Below are 18,915 nucleotides of genomic sequence, written 5' to 3'. Positions count from 1 at the left end.
CCTGGAACCTGAGGCTTTCTGCCTGGCATTGCTGTGTCAATTCGGCATGGGGCGCTTCGCGGTGATCCCATGGCGGACCGGCATCCGGAAGTTTCGCCACGCCGCGGAGATCGGGTTTTCGACATGCCAGAACTCCCAAACCTGTTAACAATCCTTCCACGTGAAAGACTCGATAAGTGGTTGGGCTCGATTTTGATTAGACTATTGTCTTGGGACGGAACGAAGTCTTGCTCCTGTATCGACGAATGATACGCATGCCAATCTATTCGGTGGGCTACCTGAGGATCAGCAGTCACCTTTCTTCGCCGCCGCATGAGCTCACCCCTGGGCAGGAGTTCTCGCGGGGCGTTTGATGCGCGGTCGAACAAAGCAAGCCAATGGCCCTTGTCATGAAATCGATTCCTCACACCTTTTTTCCGCCCTAACAGTCAGACGAAACCATTGGCTACTTTTTGAGAAACGAACTTTTTTGAATCCGCGCACATGATTTCAGCGAACTCATGCGCATAACCCTCTTTGGGGTTCGAACGGAAGTGCAAAGTAACTCAACGGAACCACAAAGATGAGAAGATCGAAAAGACTCGGTGAAATCATTGTCATGGCACTCGCGTTGATTTGCTTGGCCAGCACGCACGCGCAGACTACCGCCCCTTCGAAACCTGCAACCAACGAAAATCAACTTCCCGCCGGCGTTACGCCAAAGCGTGTTTCACCAGCCGAGTTCAAGAAGGAGTATGCCTTAATCGGAATGCCCCAAACGATGCACAGCATCACTTACCTGGGTCAGCGTGATGGGCGCTCTTACATCAATCATCGTTCCAAATCCGTTATCAGCGGGAAGTGGTCGGACCGCGTCATCTATGTGGACCTTGCTGAACTTGATGCGAAATTTCGGGACTCCCTCCCGAAGACAGAGATGAATGCACAAAGAAAAGAAGCCAATCCAGACACCGTCGATGCCGCTGGTGCAGAGGCTTACGCAAAGCTCAAGGGAAACCGTGCTGGCGAGGAGCGTGAGTTCGAGATCGCGCCCGGAATGAAGATGACCTTCTGCTGGTGCCCGGCGGGTGAGTTCATGATGGGGAGCCCGCCATCCGAGAAGGCCAGGGAAAGTCGAGAAGATCAGGTCAAAGTCACCCTGAGCAAGGGCTTCTGGATCTCAAGAACCGAGGTGACCCAGTCGCAGTGGGCGGCGGTGATGGGGAGCAATCCACTGGATGGCATTGGCCCCTACGGCAAGCCTCACCCCGAGAAAAACAAAGGGCCTAATCTCCCCATCGTGGGCGTCAGTTGGGACGACGCCCAACTGTTCATGGAGAAGGTCAATGCCAACCTTGGGAGCGACGATGGCGGAAAGATGTCTTTGCCGACCGAAGCGCAGTATGAATACGCGGCGCGAGCGGGTGAGACAGGAATGTACCCCGGAGGCAGCCTTGATGAGGTGGCGTGGCACGATGGAAACAGCGGCGGTTATTTGAAGCCGGTAGGCACTAAGAAGGCGAATGCCTGGGGCCTGCACGACATGAACGGGAGTACCTGGGAGTGGGTTCAGGACTGTTACTACGAGGAATTGCCGGGCGGAACGGATCCGATGGCGAAGGAAATCGGTGCGGATCGGGTGATCCGGGGCGGCTGCTGGTTCAAGGAAGCCACCCGCTGCAGACTGGCGACCCGTAGCTATCGGTGGCAGGGGGCTAGTCAATGTTTCAGCATCGGGGTCCGGATTGTCCGCAATAGCTGGCCAGCAGAGATTACAAAATCAGCCATCGACCCTGAGATCACCGGTCGCAACGTCTCGAAGGTCACCTATCAGGGCTCATCCCCAGAGAAGTCGCTTGAGAAATCGTTCGAGCAGATCGGACCGAAGAGCTGGACGAGCGGGGAGGTCATCTACAGCGAAGTGAAACGAAACGAGTGGAACGTTTACCTGAAGCGGGCCGCTGCGGTAGACGAGCGAGTGCAAATCGATCTCTCCCAAATGAAGATTCATTTTCGCAGCCAGGGGCCGAAAGAGGTCCTCCCGATCCTGAGTGCGTCAAAACAACTTTCTGCCGCTGCCGAGGCGGCGATTGAGCAGGATCGCCTGAGCAATGCTGAATCCGCACACGCTCAGGCTGATCATGGAATGACAAACAGCATGGGTATGAAGCTGGTACCGATCACCAGGGGGAAATTTCGGATGGGCTCGCAGGTTAGAGCTGTTAGAGAAGTGGGTTACCAGTTCACGGAGCGTCAGCACGAAGTGACACTCACTCGGGACTACTACCTGGGCGCCTTCGAGGTCACTCAGGCCCAGTATCTGAAGGTGATGGGCAACAACCCGAGTCACTTTCAAGGTGATCAGGTCAATGGCGTTGACAGCTCGAATCATCCCGTCGATCAGGTTTCATGGGAGGATGCTGTCGAATTCTGCAAGAAACTTTCGGAGTTGCCCGAGGAGCGGGCGGCCGGTCGGGTGTATCGCTTACCGACAGAGGCGGAGTGGGAGTACGCTTGCCGTGCTGGCAGCAACGCGCCGTTCGGGTTTGGAGGGCTGGAATTAGCTGATGATTACGGCTGGTTCAACTCGAACAGTCAAGGCTTGTCGCAGCCGGTCGGCAAGAAGGAGATGAACGCCTGGGGACTGTATGATATGCACGGCAATGTGATGGAGTGGTGCAGCGACCGGGCCGGTGATTACCCCGAGGGCGCGGTCAGCGATCCCACTGGCGCAAAGGAGGGGATCAACCGCATGATCCGTGGCGGCGCCTGGTTGACTCCCGCCGTGTTAGGCAAGTCAGGGAGCCGGGCCTTTCATTTCCCTCCGGACACTCGCTCCAACTACGTCGGCTTTCGCGTGGCTGTGAGTTCGCCAGAACTTTCCAAGTAATAGAAGCCGTCGCAAGACAAGTCCCGTAGTCACGCTGGGTGCGTTAAGGCTTTGCGCAACGCACTATCTTCCTTCGCAGCATCTTCCTGATCACTGAACTCGTTGCAACTCGATTGATACGTGCGGCTTCATTTTAGTGGGTATTCGTCCGCCTGCGCGAAACCTGGAATGAACTCCAAGGCCACGCGGTGACGCGGTTCACCAGGCCGTGCTTCAGTGGATTGGGCATTTCGATAGGAAACAGAATATCAGCCGGGGCGTTCCACGGGAATTGTTATGTTTTGCGCGACGATTTCTTGTGACTGGCGTCACCCAGACGTGCAGAGCCACGTCTGGGCCACCCGGATGGGTAAGAATCGGGTGCAACACGAAGGTCGCGAAGAGCACGAAGGTTGGAGGAGCTTCAGGCAGGCAGGCGGGAGCCTGCCCTACTTGGGCGGGAAGAAGTGAGTCATGCTGATCTTCTTCGAGAACTTCGCGGCTTCGCGTGAGGATGAATTGGAAGTTCGGGGAGCTCGCGCGAAGGCAGAGAAGGGGGAAGAGTTGGTGCATTTCGCTGGCGCTGCATGGCACCCTACTGTCGGAAGAATTTTGAAGACCCTCGCATTGCCCTCTCCGACGAGGACGTGGACGAGAGTTCCAGAAATGGCGGGCCGCTCTGGGCTGATGGTGCAAGGATGTGTGTCATCGACAGGGATGAGAACAGGAATCAGCGAAGTGATTTCCGCTGTTTGCCTTTGGCGGTACTGGGGGCACTCATGGTGGGTTCGGCGGCACCGTCGAGGGGATCGCCTGGTTCGATCGATTCGAGCCGCTTGAGGCCGTGAGTCACGTACTGCTCGCTGATATCGAACCCGAGATAGTTGCGGCCCAGCTTCTTAGCCACGGCCAATGTGGTGGCACTTCCTGAGAAGGGATCGAGCACCAGTTCTCCGGGATTTGAGCACATGCGGATGATCCGCCCCAGAAGCTGTTCGGGCATCTGGCAACCATGAAAACCTTCGCGCTCTTTGAAGGTGCCGGCCACACGCGGGAAGTACCAGGTATCTTCCGTGGGAGTAAAGCGATCGGCCAGATCCTGTGGCCGGAGAACCCAGGTGGCACTGGTCTGGCGGGCCATCTCTTCGACAGTGGGGGGGATGATCCAGGTATCGTCTGGCAGGCGACCTTTTGGATTGGCCCGCTTATCGGCATAGACCAGCTGCCTGGCGGAAGGGATGCGGTTGGCAGGATCTTCGCTGTTGAAGGTGAACTTCTCGCGATCCTTCACAAAGTAAAAGATGTGTGCATGCGAGCGGGTGAATTTGAATTTGCAGTTCACCCCAAAGGTGTAATACCACACGACCCAACTGCGCGTATGAAAACCAATTTTCTGGGCAGCAACTTTCAGCTCGGCCGCATATTCATCGCCAATGGCCAGCCAGAATGTTCCATCAGGCCTAAGTGCCCGGTAGACGGCAGCGATCCATTCTTCGCACCAAGCCAGGTACTGCTGGCTTTCTTTGGAATCGGCATAAACGTCGTAAGTGTAGCCAATGTTGAAGGGAGGATCGGCAAACGCCAGATCGACCGATCCTGCAGGCTGTTGAGCCAGACCCGTGATGCAGTCTTCCAGCAGCAATTGATTCAATGGAGACTCCTGCAATCGTACACCGACCGGGCCACGAAAAGGTCTGATGGCTTTGAGCAGATGCCGATCGTGGCCGCTGATGGTAAGAAAATCAACAAGCCAGAGCACTGGACATTTAACCACATCTGGAGGTTTGGGTAAGCCGGGTGGGTCTGGAGGAGCTTACCGAAATGAGGCAAAGTCGGTCAGTTTCTGGCGGTTTAGCGGTTGCTCGTGGCATTGACAATTTTTTTTCGCTAGCATTTCTGAGGCCAGTCTATATCCCGATATGTGGCGGCTGAAGACTGGATGACAGCCCCCCACAACGAACGATCGATATTGGTAAATTACGATGAGCGGTGACGGTGAAAACAAACCTGTGGATGCCAGCCTTTCGCCTGAGGCATCTTCTCCAGCAGAACCTGTCTCTCCGGCAGAACCTGTCTCTTCTGTAGAGGCAGTTGCTCCCACAGAGCTTTCGAGTGCTCCCCAGGTTGTTCCCGGCGACACCCCGGTCGCTTCTACTCCAGCGGCAGAAGCTGTTTCACCAGAAACTGCGCCAGTGGTCACGGCTGCTGCGGAAGCTGCACCAATCGCAGCAGAGGCACCTCGCAAGCGAGTGGAACTCAATCCGACACTCTCGTCCAAAGATGGACTGGCCATTCCCACTTACGCTGCTGATGGACAGACGCCGGGCGTGCCCCAGGTGGCGACGATCCCTCAAGCGGGCCCGGTGGAAATTCCCCGGACCGAAGAACTTGACCCCGCACTGGAAGCAGAACTGGCTGCCGCGATGTCGGGTGGAGCACCGACAGTGGCTGGTGCCAGTGAGATTGTGGGTGCGGGCGATAACGCTTCCGTCGCTGCACAGATTACTTCCGAAGACCAACTGGCACCGGGCATGAAGCTCAAGGCCAAGGTGCAGTCGGTCTCACCCGAAAACACGTTTGTCGATCTCGGCTTCCGCTCGCCCGGCATGCTCCCCACGCGAAACTTTCCCCAGGGAAAGCCGCCACATCCTGGTGAAGAGCATCTGGTCATCGTGGAAAAGTACGATGCCGAGCAGGGGCTGATCTACGTCAATCTGACCAAGTCGACCCGTCGGGCCCGTGGCAACTGGGATGAACTCCAGAAGGGTCAGATCGTTGAAGCTTATGTGACCGCTGTGAATAAAGGCGGGCTGGAAGTGGCTGTGGGCCAGATTCGTGCCTTCCTGCCAGCGAGCCAGGTGGAACTTGGTTTTGTCTCCTCAATGGATGCTTTTGTGGGGAAGAAGTTCCCGGTGGAAGTCACAGAAGTGAATCCCGCCAAGCGGAATCTCGTGGTCAGCCGCAAGGCGATTCTGATTGCGGAGCGTAAAGAAGCTGCTGCCAGTTTCTGGGATAAGGTCGAAGTCGGCCAGAAGTTCACAGGGACGATCAAGACGATCAAGGATTACGGGGCGTTTGTTGATCTCGGTGGGGTCGATGGCTTCCTGCATGTGGGCGAGATGAGCTGGACTCGTATCAAGCACCCCACAGATTGTGTGCGTGAACAGCAGACGGTCGACGTGGTGGTGCTGTCGCTCGATCGCGAAAAGCAAAAGATCGGTCTGGGCATGAGGCAACTCGTGCAGAACCCGTGGAACTCGGCCCCTGAGACATATGCCGTCGGCAAGACTGTCACAGGTAAGGTGACACGCATTACCGATTTTGGTGCGTTCATTGAGCTTGAGCCGGGTGTGGAAGGAATGATCCATATCAGCGAGCTGGACTACAAGCGGGTCAAGCGTGTGGCTGATGTGCTTAAGGAAGGTCAGCAGGTCGATGCTCAAGTGCTGGAAATTCAGCCTGAGCGTCAGCGGATCAGCCTGTCGGTCAAAGCCCTCAAGCCGAAGCCTGAAGTGGTGGCTCCACCCAAGGATGAAGACCTTGCCCCCGGTAAAGGCCAGCAGTACGAGCGCAAACGCAAAGAGCCGCTGCGTGGTGGTACGACAGGGAATACTGGATCAGGTGGTCTGTTTGGTGACCCCAACTCCTTCCGCTAAGTATTGCTGCCTGATTTCATATTTCGCGCACCCTGAGCTGAACATCGTTTGGCTCAGGGTGTGTCATTTGCGGCGGCGGTCGCTTGATCGTGAACGCTGTGCAGGCTGACATGACATGTGACGTTGAAATGCTTAATGACCACGCCCTTTCGCAGTGTTCTAACCTTTGCGCCTGCAAAGCGTGCTACCCGTGAGAAGGCGATGAACATGCTTGCTCGGTTTCACTCAAGACGGGCTGCAAGCAGGGCGCGAAGCCTGATCAAGACGGTTAGGAGATGCGGAAAAGGCCCTCACCTTGCCCTCTCCCACGCAGACGCGGGCGAGGGTTCCAGAGGACGCTGGGGCACCCCAACTCCCAACTTCATTGAACACGTTATGAGCGGGGTTGGTATGGTAGTTTTCAGCATGGAAATTGTATCAGTTGCCGTCGGCGGGGGGATTTTCGGCGGCTGGTTCGGTGCCGGGTTCGGGTTCGAACTCGGGCATCAGTGGCAGGCGGTCTGGATAGCGGTGGAATGTGGGATAGGGCCGCCCGGTCGGACGCAGGCAGACCACGGTTCCATTGGCGGTTGACAGATACAACCTGTCAGTGCGGTCATTGGCCACGCGATAGGTGTAGTGCCGCACTGGCAAAGAACCTGTCACTTTACCATCAGATCGGGAGAGCATCAGGAGGTTCATATTGGCATCGCTGGCATAGACACTGTTGCCACCAACTGCGACAAATTGCGTGATCGCTTTGTTCCACCATCGCTGGGTTCCTGCGGAGGTTGACATGCAGTACATGCCGCCGCGATCTGGAGTGACAAAGAGGTCGTTTCCGACGACATGAGGTGCCTTGCGGATAGGTAACCCTGTCGAGAAATCCCAGTTCACACTGCCGTTTTCTGCATCGATGGAATAGAAGGTGAAGTCTTCGGAAGCGAGATAGAGCGAGCGGCCGGAAAGTGCCATAGGAGCGACAATGGGTGCGTCGGTCTCGAACTGGAAGGCTAATCGACGATCACGGGCTGAGACAGCATAGACCGAACCATCTCGACTGGCGAACTTCACCAGGCGGCCACCGGCAATGGGTGTCGAGGTAATTTCACCAGCGGCTTTGTACTTCCAGACAAACGCATCATATGACCATTGAGGCAACCGCTGTTCGAGATAGAGTTCGCGAATCCGCTTCAGGCTGAAAGCGTAGACACTGCCGTTGAGTGTCCCGTAGTAGACATGGTCATCATCGACGGCGGCACCTGTCGAAGGGGCACCTGGCAGGCGAAGCGTCCAGAGGATTTTGCCTGTTCGTTTCTGCAGGCAGACCATTTTGGTACCGACGATGACAATGCATTCGGTCTCGTTCGCAGCGACGGGAAACATGGGGTCGTCATTTGAGCCCAGAAGAACGGCCCAGAGCTTGCGGCCATCTTCGGCATCGAAGGCGGTGACGTGGCCAGACGTGGCCTGCACGTAAAGGTTGTCTTCATCAATGACGATGTGGGCAATTTTGTCGCGCGAAGGATTGAAGACAGCCTGTCCCCACCAGGCACGCTCCAGACCAATGGCCTGTGCCTGATCCTGTGTGATGAGACCTGAAGTCTGCTGGGCCTGCACTGGAGTCAGATCACCGAAGCTGCTGACCAGCAACAGTGCGGGAAGGATGGCCCAGACGGCGCGGCGAAACCATACAAGGCTGCGAAGTCCGGGCAAAGAGGCCAGAACACCCCAGTTCGCCAAGCGGCGACTCTCGACGGGAATGACTGCTGTACCGAGAACGTCTGCATTCATAGAACAACCTGAACCGTTATATCTGGCAGGAATCACTTTGCAGGAGATCAAACTTTCCGCCACACACAGGCAGCCGGAAAATCATGACAAACCACTGGATCCGTACGACTGAATTCACCCGGAAACTTCTGGCCATCGACTCAATGAGAGAATCTCATGGATGCTGATAGCCTTGTGGAAGATCCCTTTCGAAACCTACCACAGAATCGACTGTACAAGAGCAATCCCAACCAAAAGGGAGTCGGGCCTTGAAAAAACCGCGCCTCCAGGCTGCAGATTTCCACCAATCCCCCCAGCTCGACATGAGTGATTCTATCGCTCGCAGAACACCAAACGCCAGCCGCATCCATCGGTGAATTTGAGCTTTCATCCAGTTGTTCCGGGCTCGATTCGCCCGTGGTTTGGCAAAATTCTGGCGCTTTTGCCGATTGTCGGGTTCTTGCGGGTTGTCTGGTGTGAATTTGGAGTTTGGCCTTCTCGAAATTTCGGGTGATTCTGCCGGTGGAAGTTCATGGTGAATTCGCTCTTCTGGTGGAGAGTCGAACCGTTTTTCCATGACTCAGATTCCGAAAAGTATTTACAATGCGGTTGGCTTTTTCAGGCATGTGGATTTCGTCATGGTTCGAATGCTTCGCGAATTTTGGGACCGAACAGCAGGGTCATTCGCCTGCGGCATGGGCCGCTGGGTGCGTGGCCATGTCGTGGGTGCGCTGTGCGCGCTGGTGGGTATGGGATTGCTGGTTTCTTCGGCACAGGCAGATGTGATTAAGCTGGTAACCGGAGGTGAGATTCGCGGCAAGCTCAGCAAGCCGCTGTCTGTTGCCAAAGCGGTGACTCACAGCAAGCCGGCTCCCAACAAACCCGATCCAGGGACTCCAGAGTCTTCCTCGTCGGCACAAACTCCACCGGTTCAACCTGCGATGGTCGATGAGCCGGTCACGATTCTGCTGGCGACGGGTGGTGAGGTGACAATTCTTCGGTCGCAGATTGCGTTTGTCACGCCGCGTTCACCAGTGGCTGAGGAGTATGAAACCCGGGCCGAGGAGGTCGCTGATACTGTTGAAGCGCGGTGGGAGCTGGCCAACTGGGCACGTCAGCGTGGTCTGACCAAACAGCGGGAAGAACAACTGCGTGAGATTCTTCGTCTCGATCCTGAGGATGAAAAAGCTCATCAAGGGCTGAACCATACGTTTCAGGAGGGCAAGTGGGTCGATCGCGATGAATGGATGATGGCCAAAGGTTATGTGAAATATAAAGGTCGCTACATCACTTTGCAGGAGCTTGAACTTCTGGAGCGGAGCAAAGCCGAACTTGAAGCGGAGCAGGCCTGGTTCCCGAAAATCCGTTTGTGGATGAACTGGCTGGCGAGTGAAAATCCGCAGCGGAATGCCGAAGGTCTGTTCCAGTTCGAGCAACTGACTGACCCGGATGCCACAGCGGCGATTGAACGCTTTGTGATGAAAGATGCCCGCAGGAACTTTCGTCTCGTGGGGATCAGTTCTCTCTCGAAGCTGAAGGGAGAACGTCCTGCGACAGCACTCGCCCGTGCTGCCCTGTTCGACGACGATCTGGAGATTCGCTACAGCGCTGTCAGTGGGGTTGCGGAAGAGTTTCTCCCCCAGGCGCGCGGCTTCTGGGCTCGTCATCTCAGGCATGATCTGAATGCGGTGGTGTGCCGGGCAGGGCGGGCATTGCTGGTGAAAGGGGATGATTCATCCATCGACCCGCTGATTGAGGCTCTGGTGACGAGGCATCGATATCAGGTGCAGGTGCCGGTGACAGATGGTGCCAGTGCTACTGGTTTGCGTTCGGGTGGATCGACATCGTCACCACTCATACCAGGGGCCAACAACCGGATTTTTCTGCCTGATGGTCAGGTCATCAATGGAGGGGGGACCATTGTTCCCGATACGATGACGCCCCGTCCGATGAAGACGATCACTGTCGAGCAGGTACATCAGAACGAAGAAGTCCGCGAGGCGTTGATGAAGCTGACGGGCCAGAATTTCGGGTTCGATCAGCGGACCTGGCGCCTGTGGCGATCGGCTCAGAAGGCAGGGGCATTACCCCCAGCGTGATGCCGGCATTGTTCTGCAGTGGCTATGAGATGTTCGGCACAAAGAGATAGGGAAAAGCCGTTCAACCGGCCCTCTCCCACGCAGACGTGGGCGAGGGTTCCCGACTTGGCTCTTTCGCGAAGACTGGGCGAGGGTTCCCGAAAGAGTTCTTCCGCGAGGAGACGCACTAGCCGATCTTGTGCGGGACTGATATTTTGACAGTGCGCTCAGGGAGGTTGAGGGATTGATCAGATTTGACGATCTAAGGAATAGTGCAAGATGACTGGTTTGCCTGCGACGACTGCACCCGCAAAGCCTGAGACATTTGACTTTGATGTCCTGGTGATTGGCTCTGGGCCGGGTGGCGAAGGGGCGGCCATGCAGGCCGCCAAGCATGGCAAACGGGTGGGGATGGTCGAGAAGTACCATCAGATTGGTGGCAACTGCACTCATCGCGGCACCATCCCTTCGAAGGCTTTGCGCTATGCGATCTTCCAGATGATGGAAGTGAATTCGAACAAGCTGTTTGCGGAACATGGTCTGTCGGCTCATTTGAGTTTTCAGAAGCTCCGCCGGACAGCCCGGGCAGTGATTGAACGCCAGGTGCAGATGCGCAGCACCTTTTATGAGCGGAACGACGTGCCTGTCCTCAAGGGGACTGCCAAGTTCATCGATCAGCATACGATTCTGGTTACAGAACATGATGAAGGTCATAAGCTGGTGACCGCTGAACATATTGTGGTCGCGACGGGTTCGCGACCTTATCGACCGGCCGAAGTCGATTTCAACCACCCGCGAGTCTTTGACAGTGATACGATTCTTGATCTGGCTTATGACGTGCGCTCGGCCACTGTCTATGGTGCGGGGGTGATTGGCTGTGAATATGCCAGCATGTTCCGGAACCTGGATTGCAAGGTGAACCTTGTCAATACACGCGACAAGCTCTTGGAGTTTCTCGACGAGGAGATTGTCGATGCTCTCAGCTATCACTTCCGCGATCGCGGCATGCTGATTCGCCATCATGAAACACTCGACTTTGTGGAACCTCGCGAAGATTGTGTGATTGTCCACTTGAAGTCGGGCAAACAGCTCAAGACCGATATCCTGCTGTACGCTGCTGGGCGAACGGGTAACACAGATGATATGAACCTGGAAGCGGTGGGGATCACGCCCGATCAGCGCGGGAATCTCAAGGTCAATGACCATTACCAGACGGCTGTCCCCACGATTTACGCAGTGGGAGATGTGATTGGCTTCCCGGCTCTGGCGAGTGCGGCCTATTCGCAGGGCCGACATGCCGCCTCGCACCTGTTGGGGGAAGATCAACTGGTGGGGATTGGCGAGATTCCTACCGGGATCTATACGAGCCCGGAGATCAGCTCGATTGGAAAGACCGAACGCGAGTTGACGGAAGCGAAAGTCCCTTATGAAGTGGGACATTCGCAGTTCAAGAGTCTGGCTCGTGCACAGATTACGGGGCAGACGACGGGGATGCTCAAGATCCTGTTCCACCGCGAGACGTTGGAGATTCTCGGGATCCACTGCTTTGGTGCCAACGCGAGCGAGATCATTCACATTGGTCAGGCCATTATGGCCCAGCCGGCCCCGAACAACACGCTGCTCTATTTCATCAACACAACGTTCAACTATCCGACGATGGCCGAGGCGTATCGTGTGGCGGCATTGAATGGGTTTAACCGGGTGGCGTGAAGGTGGGTGGGGAGTTGATGGTTGGGAGTGGGGATTGTCTCACGCGAAGATGCGAAGGCTGCGAAGGGAAGAAGGCGGAAAGGCAGGAAGCGTAGGAAAGTGAAATGGAACAGAGTTAGTGGTGATTGATATCGCGGGGACGTAGGGTGCATGGAGTCCTCGGAATGCACCAGCCATGTAGAATTAAGCCGTGATTGGTGCATTGGCATGCACCCTACTTTTGAAGATGGCGCGGGTGGTGGTGGGCCGAATATGGTCCGCACAGCGGATCAAACGGTACCTTCGATCAGCGCATTCGATGATTTTGAAGAGTGCGACGAAGAAATCTGTGATTGTTAATCATCGATCAAGTTTGTCATTGCGAACGTGGTGCAGTTGACAATGCTCGTCTATATCACTTCTTCGGTGATGAAGGATTTCAGGCTGGGATAAAGTGCTTCATAAATTGGAGAGATGATTTCAGGTACGTCCAGTTTCGATCGGGTAGGGCCTGAGAAGCGGGGATTACTGATAATGACGTGGATGAAAGCGGCCGCTGGACGAAGATTGCATGCTTCGATGACTCGTTGAAGTGCGGTTAAATGAGTTCCATTTTCTATCGTTAAGTTTCCGTTCGCAAACGACTTCCACTCGGTCTCGCTATCAGTGCCTGCAATCGCTGCTTGTAAATGAAAATCTTCGAATACTGCATTGAACCACCAGATTCGATCAGGATTTGGAGAGTTCTTCTCGTGTGCTACGTTCGCTGCAAGATCGGCGAGACCGCGAAGAGTTTTGAAGTGAAGTCCCTGAGATTTGACAAGCAGACCAGGAAATAAGTGGGCCGCCTCAATCAATCGCTGATTCATTCGATGTTGGCACCAGTCACCCGAGAATAGGTCTCGGTCAATTGACAATCGGAAAGTCGTTCCTCTTTCTGAAGTATGTCCTACGATATGCGGCGGGCCATTACTTATTCCTCTGGAGAAAGACTGTTTCCAAGCAAGATGATTTCTTGAGCTGGTCACTTCGCATGTTTCTGTCAAGGCAGTGATTATCCGAAGCCCACACCCCCATCCACTCAAGTGGATATGCGGGGTGTGATTGTCAGCTGTGGGTGTGTCGAGACGAATGTGAGTAAGGTAATAATCTGCTAGAGATCCTGAATGAGGACCCGGCTTTTCGAAGGGTAAGCCTGGTCCATCATCAGTGAATTCCAGAATCTCGCCACTGGTGTGAACTTCGACATAGGTTGCTTGATTGGCAAGATACTGATCAATAGCGTTGTCAAGCAGCTCATTAAACAAATGATGCAGGCCGTTGACGTCCGTACTTCCAACGTACATGGCAGGGCGTTTGCGGATTGCTTCGAGGTCTGTGAAGTCCATTGTCTTTATCTCGCAGTCTGACAATCAGAATCGACTGGTAGGTCTTCAACAGAAGATGATTTATTCATGAAGGTTTTTGGGAAATTACCGACGAGACCGAAGGTTAAGGGCCGTGTTTCATAGAGAATTTGTTTAAGCAACAATTACAGTAGCATGTGTGCTTTATGAATATGGAGAAACTACTTACAAGTTTCTAATGATGTCTTCATCTCAGTGAGCTATCCATCATCGCATAAAAAAAAGTGATTTACGGCTCTAAATTGTCGCATGCTAGCGGCTAGGAGCAAGCATGTTTTCTTATTTCTGCGGGAAGTATTATTCACGCAAACCGGCATGCTCACTCCGAGCCGTGAGCATGGCACGAAGATGCTGAAGGCCCTCACCCTGGCCTCTCCCGGCAGAGCGGGTGAGGGTTCAAGACGGGGGCAGGAGTGGCTTGAGGCGGGTGGCGAAGGCGGGGAGGGAGAAGTGCTTTCTGGCGTGGCTTTCCAGAGTCTGGCGAAGGGATTGGCAGGGGGCGGGCTGGGTGATCATCCAGTCGAGATCGGCGGAGAAGTCGGTGGGGGAATGGCATTGGCCGCGTTGGCGTAAGGTGCGGGCTTTCGCTGGAAAATCGTTCAAGGGTGGGAACTGTTCGCAGAAGCCGCCCTGGGCATCGCAGATGGGAAATGTGCCGGCGAGCATGGCTTCGGCCAGGACGCGGCCAAAGCTCTCTTTGATCGCGGGCTGTGTGTAGAGCCAGGCGTCCCATTCACAAAGCCAGTGCCGGGCGGACCAGCCGGCGGGATGGAAAGAGATGCGTCCCATGCAGGCTTCGGTCAAGGCGGGCTGGCGAAGAGTGGGGCAGCCGACGAATTCCCACCAGATCTGCGGGAACTGTTTCGCCCAATGGGCATAGAGCGGGATGAGTTCTACGGGAAATTTCTTCACTGTGGGAGTGCAGAGGCGGCCCACGCGGAATGCACCGGCTGGCGGGGTGATGGATGAGGCGATTGGTGGTGGAATGTCGTGAGGATCGGGCACACCTTGCCAGAGGACTGTTCCTGCGAGCCGGGCCTGTTGTTTGAGCCAGTGGGAACAGACGACGAGTTGATGGGCCTTGACCAGTGAAGTGTTTGAATGCGCGTAAATCAGCGTGGGGCAAGGCCAGCGTGCGAGTTGCCAGCGGGCATGAGTGTTGTGCAGGAGGAGTTGGGGCTGTTGGCCCGCGTCTCGAATTTGATGGACATGTTCGCACAGTGCCGCTTGAAACTGGGAGAGATTGCCACCGGCGAGTGATTTGATGGGAACGGGAGCAAAGGCTGCCTGAGTTTCGCGTGAGATGGGACTGAGTGAAAAGAGGCTGTGCTGAACATCGGGAAGTGCCCGCGTGACAGACCAGGCACAGGCGGCTGTGCCACCCACAATCTGGCCGACGTTGATGACTTGAATCAGGTGCATGGTCGATGGCCTTCAGGCTGCCACTTCTGGAAGTAAGCGGTTCGATCGAGAGCGTAGAGTTGTGAGCGAGCGGGGAGATGTCGGGTCGAGGCGTGGAGTGCGTGACTCAATGGGAGTGTGTCGATGCAGCGGATAGGACTTGTGGAAGTGTGATCTGCGGAGGAGCTGGCCAGCAGACGCTTTTGGAAATCGGTATCGGAATACCAGTGACGGAAGCGTTCGTCGAAGTGTCTTAAGTAGTGCCAGAGTGACTTGCGGAAGGCGAGGCACCAGCCGGCGAGCAGGCTTTGGGCCGGCATGCCGACACTGGCTGAGGCAGTGGGCGATTGCCAGGCAGCACCAGTGAGTTGAGCGGGCACAAAGTGTGGTGATTCTGACTTCTGCAGTGGTGCGAGGATCTGGTCGATCCAGGGGCCGCTGGTGATGACATCGCTGTTGAGCAGGATGACGAGGGGTGTGCGGACGACGGCGATGCCGTTGTTCCAGGCCTGGGTGACGCCGCAATGGGGTTGCCGGATGATTTTCAAGCCGGGCATTGAGGCGAAGTGCTGGAGTGTGCCGGGTGGGTTTCCGTCATCGATGACGACGATGGGAACATGATGCCAGGCGAGGAGTGAAGTGAGGCATTTCTGGAGATGATCGAGGCTGCCATAGACCGGGATGACGACTGTCACCTGGCGGGCGAGGGGGTTGTGCATGAACGGGGGCCGGAGAAGGGAAGAAGGTTGGAAGAGAGGAAGGTCGGAAAGGCAAGAAGGGAATGAGGTGGGAAGGCAGGAAGGTGGTGCATTCCGCTGGTGCTGCATGGCACCCTACAACAAAGGCAGAAGACCCTCACCCTGCCCTCTCCCGGAAGACCGGGCGAGGGTTCCAGAGGGGCAGTTGGACGGGCCAAGCGGCTGGACATCAGAGTTGATGTAGAAAAACCTAAAGACCACGCCCTTTCGCAAAGCCTTCAGGGACGTGCCACCCAAATTCCAAATACCGAATACCCCATGTCTCGTCACGCGTCAGAAGGTGAAACGCATGCTGGTGACTCCTTACGCGATGGGGGCTTTGAGGTCGCGCATGGGGCAGGTGAGTTGTGGGGCCAGGATGGGTTGGCCGGTGTAGAGGCCGCGGGTTTGCTGATGTGCGGGTGGGCCTTGGATGTGGGCGAGATCTTCGAGGGCGTGTGCGATGGTCTGATAGGGGAAGAAATCGTTGAGGCGACTGTGAGGTGTGACGGAGATGAGCTTCAGGCCCGTTTGGGTCAGTGCCTGGCGTGAGAGTCTGAGGAGTTGAACGGTGCGCAGGTAGTGGTCGTCGGTACGAAGGGTCGCTGCCAGGGGCTTGGCTTCATCAAAGTGATATTGAGGGCCGGTGATGGCGGTTTCCGTGAGTTCCGGGGCGATGTCCTGGCTGCGGCAGGCTTCGAGAAAGAGCCTTAGCGATTGGCCGGGCTGATAAATGAGGCCGTGTTGCTGAGCCTGTTGCTGGAGTTCCGTCGAGGGAGCGATGTAGAGTTCGCAGCCTGCGAGGTAGATGGTGCGAAAGCCGAGATGCAGGAGCAGATCGAGGGCCTGAATGAAGGAATCATTCCAGTCGAGAATGCGTGTGGCGGCTGACGAGAAGGAGCGGGAGTGGTTGCGTTTTTCGTGTTCGAAGAAGACCACACCTGGGCATTCGCAGAGTTTGAAGGTGTCGCCGGGAAGGAGATCCATGGCCCGTCTTTTGTGAATGAATTTGAGAGTGCGGGGAGTGCGATAGTTGGCCGGGAGGAAGCGTGTGGTGGGGTCGTAGGCTGTCCAGAAGTCGGGGATGATGTGGCCATGACCTGCGAGGTTGATGGCCATGATAGGAGCGAGCGACGAGCGAATTTTTTCGAGTGGAAGAGTGGTGAGTGAAGGGCCGCCACCTAAGAGCCAGCAGGCGGAACCTTGCGGTCCGGCGTAGAGGTTTTCGAGATCGAGCGGCGACCATTGCTGATCGGTGGTCGAACGATAGAACATGTCCGTGGCGCTTTCGAGGTGGGAAAAGAAGATTCCGAGAGAGGTTGCTGATTGGCTTAAGGGAGATCTTCAGAAGGAGCGCTCGCGGGGGGTTCTAACGATTCGCTGGCGGTGGATGCGGAGGATTCAGTGAAGGGAGATTCGGACTCTTCACTGCTGATCGTGAGGGGAGCGGTCTCTGTCGAATCGAATGAGTGAGGGGGTTCGAAGGATGTGGGTGAATCGGTGGGAGGTGAGAGGGTGGAGGTTGGTTCGTCCGTCGGAAGTGCGAATGATGTGGGGGTGGCTGCTGATTCTGTGCTAGAGGGTGTTTCTTCGCTGGAGGTGGTTTCTTGGTTGGAGGATTGACTTGAAAGGGGATCGCTGGAGAGCGAATCGCTGTTCGATGATGAATTTTCGAGAGACTCAGAAGAAGACCAGAGCGAAGAGGAGTGCCAGCTGGAGGAGTTTTCTGTGCTGCTGGATGTGGCCGATGAGGAGTGACTGGCATCGCTGCTGGTGAAGGTTAAATCGCCAGTTGAATCGCTGGTGAGCCACGAACTGGAATCCGAGGAACTGTCGAGAGTGGATGAGGCCTCACTCGAAGAGAGCTCGAGCGAGGAGGAGAGTTCGTCGGAGGTGAGAGAATCGTTGCTGGAGGAAGAACCGCCGCCACCACCACCGCCGCCGGGAGGCCAGGGGAGGGGGATGTCTTCGCCACCAAAGCCAGAGGGGAGTTCGCTGGTGGGTGCGAGGGGCCAGCGTTCATCGTGATCGGGTTCTGGCCAGAGAGTTCGCGGATTAACGGGCCCGAGTTCGAGCCTGTAGACGGGTGTTTCATTGAACTCGATGCGGAGCTTGTCGGCCTGCCAGGTGGCTCCGGTGGATCCCGAAAAGCCTTCCATCTGATAGCGCGTTTTCCAGGGGGGCAACCATTGGGTCGAAGCGACCGACTCCACCTGCAGGCGGCCTGTGGGAAAGGCATATTGCGAAAAGAATTCCTTGAGGAAGCCACGGGCATCCTGAGCCGTACGAATCCAGGGCACCCACAAGCGAATGCGGCGTTCGCCATACAAAGCCCGGCTGGTGGGTTCTGTATAGTTGCCGCGCCAGCGATAAGGCTGGCCATTGGGAAGATAAAGGTAGGCCCCGGTCAGCAGGACGCGATTGAAGATCTGATCGAGACTGCGGGAGTGTTCAAGCTGGATGATCGAAGTTCGAGGAATGGTCTGTGTCGCGAATTCCTGCCCGGCACGGAAAAAGAAGCGGCCCATTTCATCGACACCCCAGGGAGCATTGCCAGCCCTCAGAGCGAGATCTTTGAAAATCGAACGGAGCGATTCTTCCCCATGGAACTTGAAGCTTTCCAAAGGGACGGGAGTAGTGGTGTTGGTGATTTCTTCGGACGGGAAAGCGATCTGGGTGCTGGCAATCTCTTCGAGTTCGAGCAGTTTGCGGACGACGTCTTCGGGCCGTGAGGCGAAGGCGAAGGATTCGTTGCCGTAATCGGGATCGAAGGAGAATCCACCTTCGGTGAGGCCCAGTCGATAGGGATCAGGAGCATCGCTTTCGTTGTTCGCGAAGCCACCGGGGAAGACTTCGCCCAGTTCAACTGCGAGGCCTTCCAGGCGAATAATGGCGCGGTTGGGCCAGCGGGTGAGATGTTCTTCAATGCGTCCGAGGTACCAGCGGGTGCCGAGATGATCTTCGATCGAGACGAAATCGCCAGGTGCGAAGAGTGGGCTGTCGAGCGGGAGATTGCATTCGAGTTCGCCTGGGCCGCAGCCCCCTTGCCGAAGCCATTCGAACCAGCAGCCAGAGACGAGGCGATGGTCGATGAGGAGAGGTGCTGCTGAGGGGCTGCCGGCATGGAGAAAGATGTTGCGCATGAAGTGAGCCGGGGTTGGGGGAGTTGTGGGTTGTTGGTGGAGGGTTGGGAGTGGATGGTTTCGCGCGAAGGCAGCGAAGGGAAGAAGGGGGAAGTTTGATGTTTGATGTTTGAAGTTTGAAGGTTGGTGCAGGTTACTGGCTCTGCATAGCGCGTTAGATCAAGACGTTTAAGAAATGGGGAAAAGACCCTCACCCTGCCCTCTC

The 18,915-nt window shown here is 56.0% G+C and carries 11 protein-coding genes; 4 read left to right on the top strand and 7 right to left on the bottom strand.

Features of this window, described 5'->3' with window-relative positions; genetic code table 11:
• The first annotated feature begins 562 nt into the window (after positions 1–562).
• On the top strand, positions 563–2,869 hold the full coding sequence (locus PLIM_RS18375; protein ID WP_013111818.1) for a formylglycine-generating enzyme family protein: 2,307 nt from the start codon (positions 563–565) through the stop codon (positions 2,867–2,869).
• 709 nt (positions 2,870–3,578) lie between these two features.
• On the opposite strand, the gene PLIM_RS18370 is transcribed toward PLIM_RS18375, so the two are convergent.
• Entirely contained in the window at positions 3,579–4,607 is a 1,029-nt protein-coding gene (locus PLIM_RS18370; protein ID WP_230849343.1) for a DNA-methyltransferase, read from the bottom strand.
• A gap of 223 nt (positions 4,608–4,830) precedes the next feature.
• Between PLIM_RS18370 and PLIM_RS18365 the strand changes: the two genes are divergently transcribed.
• Entirely contained in the window at positions 4,831–6,504 is a 1,674-nt protein-coding gene (locus tag PLIM_RS18365) for a S1 RNA-binding domain-containing protein (RefSeq protein WP_013111816.1), read from the top strand.
• A gap of 417 nt (positions 6,505–6,921) precedes the next feature.
• Here PLIM_RS18365 and PLIM_RS18360 read toward each other — a convergent pair whose 3' ends face one another.
• Complete coding sequence (locus PLIM_RS18360) at positions 6,922–8,277, bottom strand: outer membrane protein assembly factor BamB family protein (protein WP_013111814.1); 1,356 nt, start codon at positions 8,275–8,277, stop codon at positions 6,922–6,924.
• A gap of 617 nt (positions 8,278–8,894) precedes the next feature.
• On the opposite strand from PLIM_RS18360, the gene PLIM_RS18350 reads away from it, so the two are divergent.
• On the top strand, positions 8,895–10,355 hold the full coding sequence (locus PLIM_RS18350) for a HEAT repeat domain-containing protein (RefSeq protein WP_013111812.1): 1,461 nt from the start codon (positions 8,895–8,897) through the stop codon (positions 10,353–10,355).
• A gap of 258 nt (positions 10,356–10,613) precedes the next feature.
• Entirely contained in the window at positions 10,614–12,044 is a 1,431-nt protein-coding gene (gene sthA / locus PLIM_RS18345; protein ID WP_013111811.1) for a Si-specific NAD(P)(+) transhydrogenase, read from the top strand.
• Positions 12,045–12,433: 389 nt separating this feature from the next.
• Here the strand turns inward: sthA and PLIM_RS18340 are convergent, their stop codons facing one another.
• The 5 genes from PLIM_RS18340 to PLIM_RS18320 all read right to left on the bottom strand — a co-directional run bounded on the left by PLIM_RS18340 (position 12,434) and on the right by PLIM_RS18320 (position 18,710).
• A complete protein-coding gene (locus tag PLIM_RS18340; protein WP_013111809.1) occupies positions 12,434–13,411 on the bottom strand; it encodes an ATP-binding protein in 978 nt (325 codons plus the stop codon).
• A gap of 414 nt (positions 13,412–13,825) precedes the next feature.
• A complete protein-coding gene (locus PLIM_RS18335) occupies positions 13,826–14,851 on the bottom strand; it encodes a glycosyltransferase family protein (protein ID WP_013111808.1) in 1,026 nt (341 codons plus the stop codon).
• Positions 14,842–15,549 (bottom strand): glycosyltransferase family 2 protein, encoded by a 708-nt coding sequence (locus tag PLIM_RS18330; RefSeq protein WP_196349480.1) that lies wholly within the window; start codon positions 15,547–15,549, stop codon positions 14,842–14,844. The genes PLIM_RS18335 and PLIM_RS18330 overlap by 10 nt, the downstream gene beginning before the upstream one ends.
• 342 nt (positions 15,550–15,891) lie before the next feature.
• Positions 15,892–16,842: a hypothetical protein gene (locus tag PLIM_RS18325; RefSeq protein ID WP_013111806.1), complete on the bottom strand. Its 951-nt coding sequence runs from the start codon at positions 16,840–16,842 to the stop codon at positions 15,892–15,894.
• Between the two features lie 56 nt (positions 16,843–16,898).
• Positions 16,899–18,710: a hypothetical protein gene (locus tag PLIM_RS18320; protein ID WP_013111805.1), complete on the bottom strand. Its 1,812-nt coding sequence runs from the start codon at positions 18,708–18,710 to the stop codon at positions 16,899–16,901.
• Positions 18,711–18,915: the final 205 nt, after the last annotated feature.

The sequence above is a fragment of the Planctopirus limnophila DSM 3776 genome (assembly GCF_000092105.1).
Lineage (GTDB): Bacteria > Planctomycetota > Planctomycetia > Planctomycetales > Planctomycetaceae > Planctopirus > Planctopirus limnophila.
The sequence above is the reverse complement of the archived record's forward strand: the minus strand, read 5'-3'. Positions and strand labels throughout refer to the sequence as shown.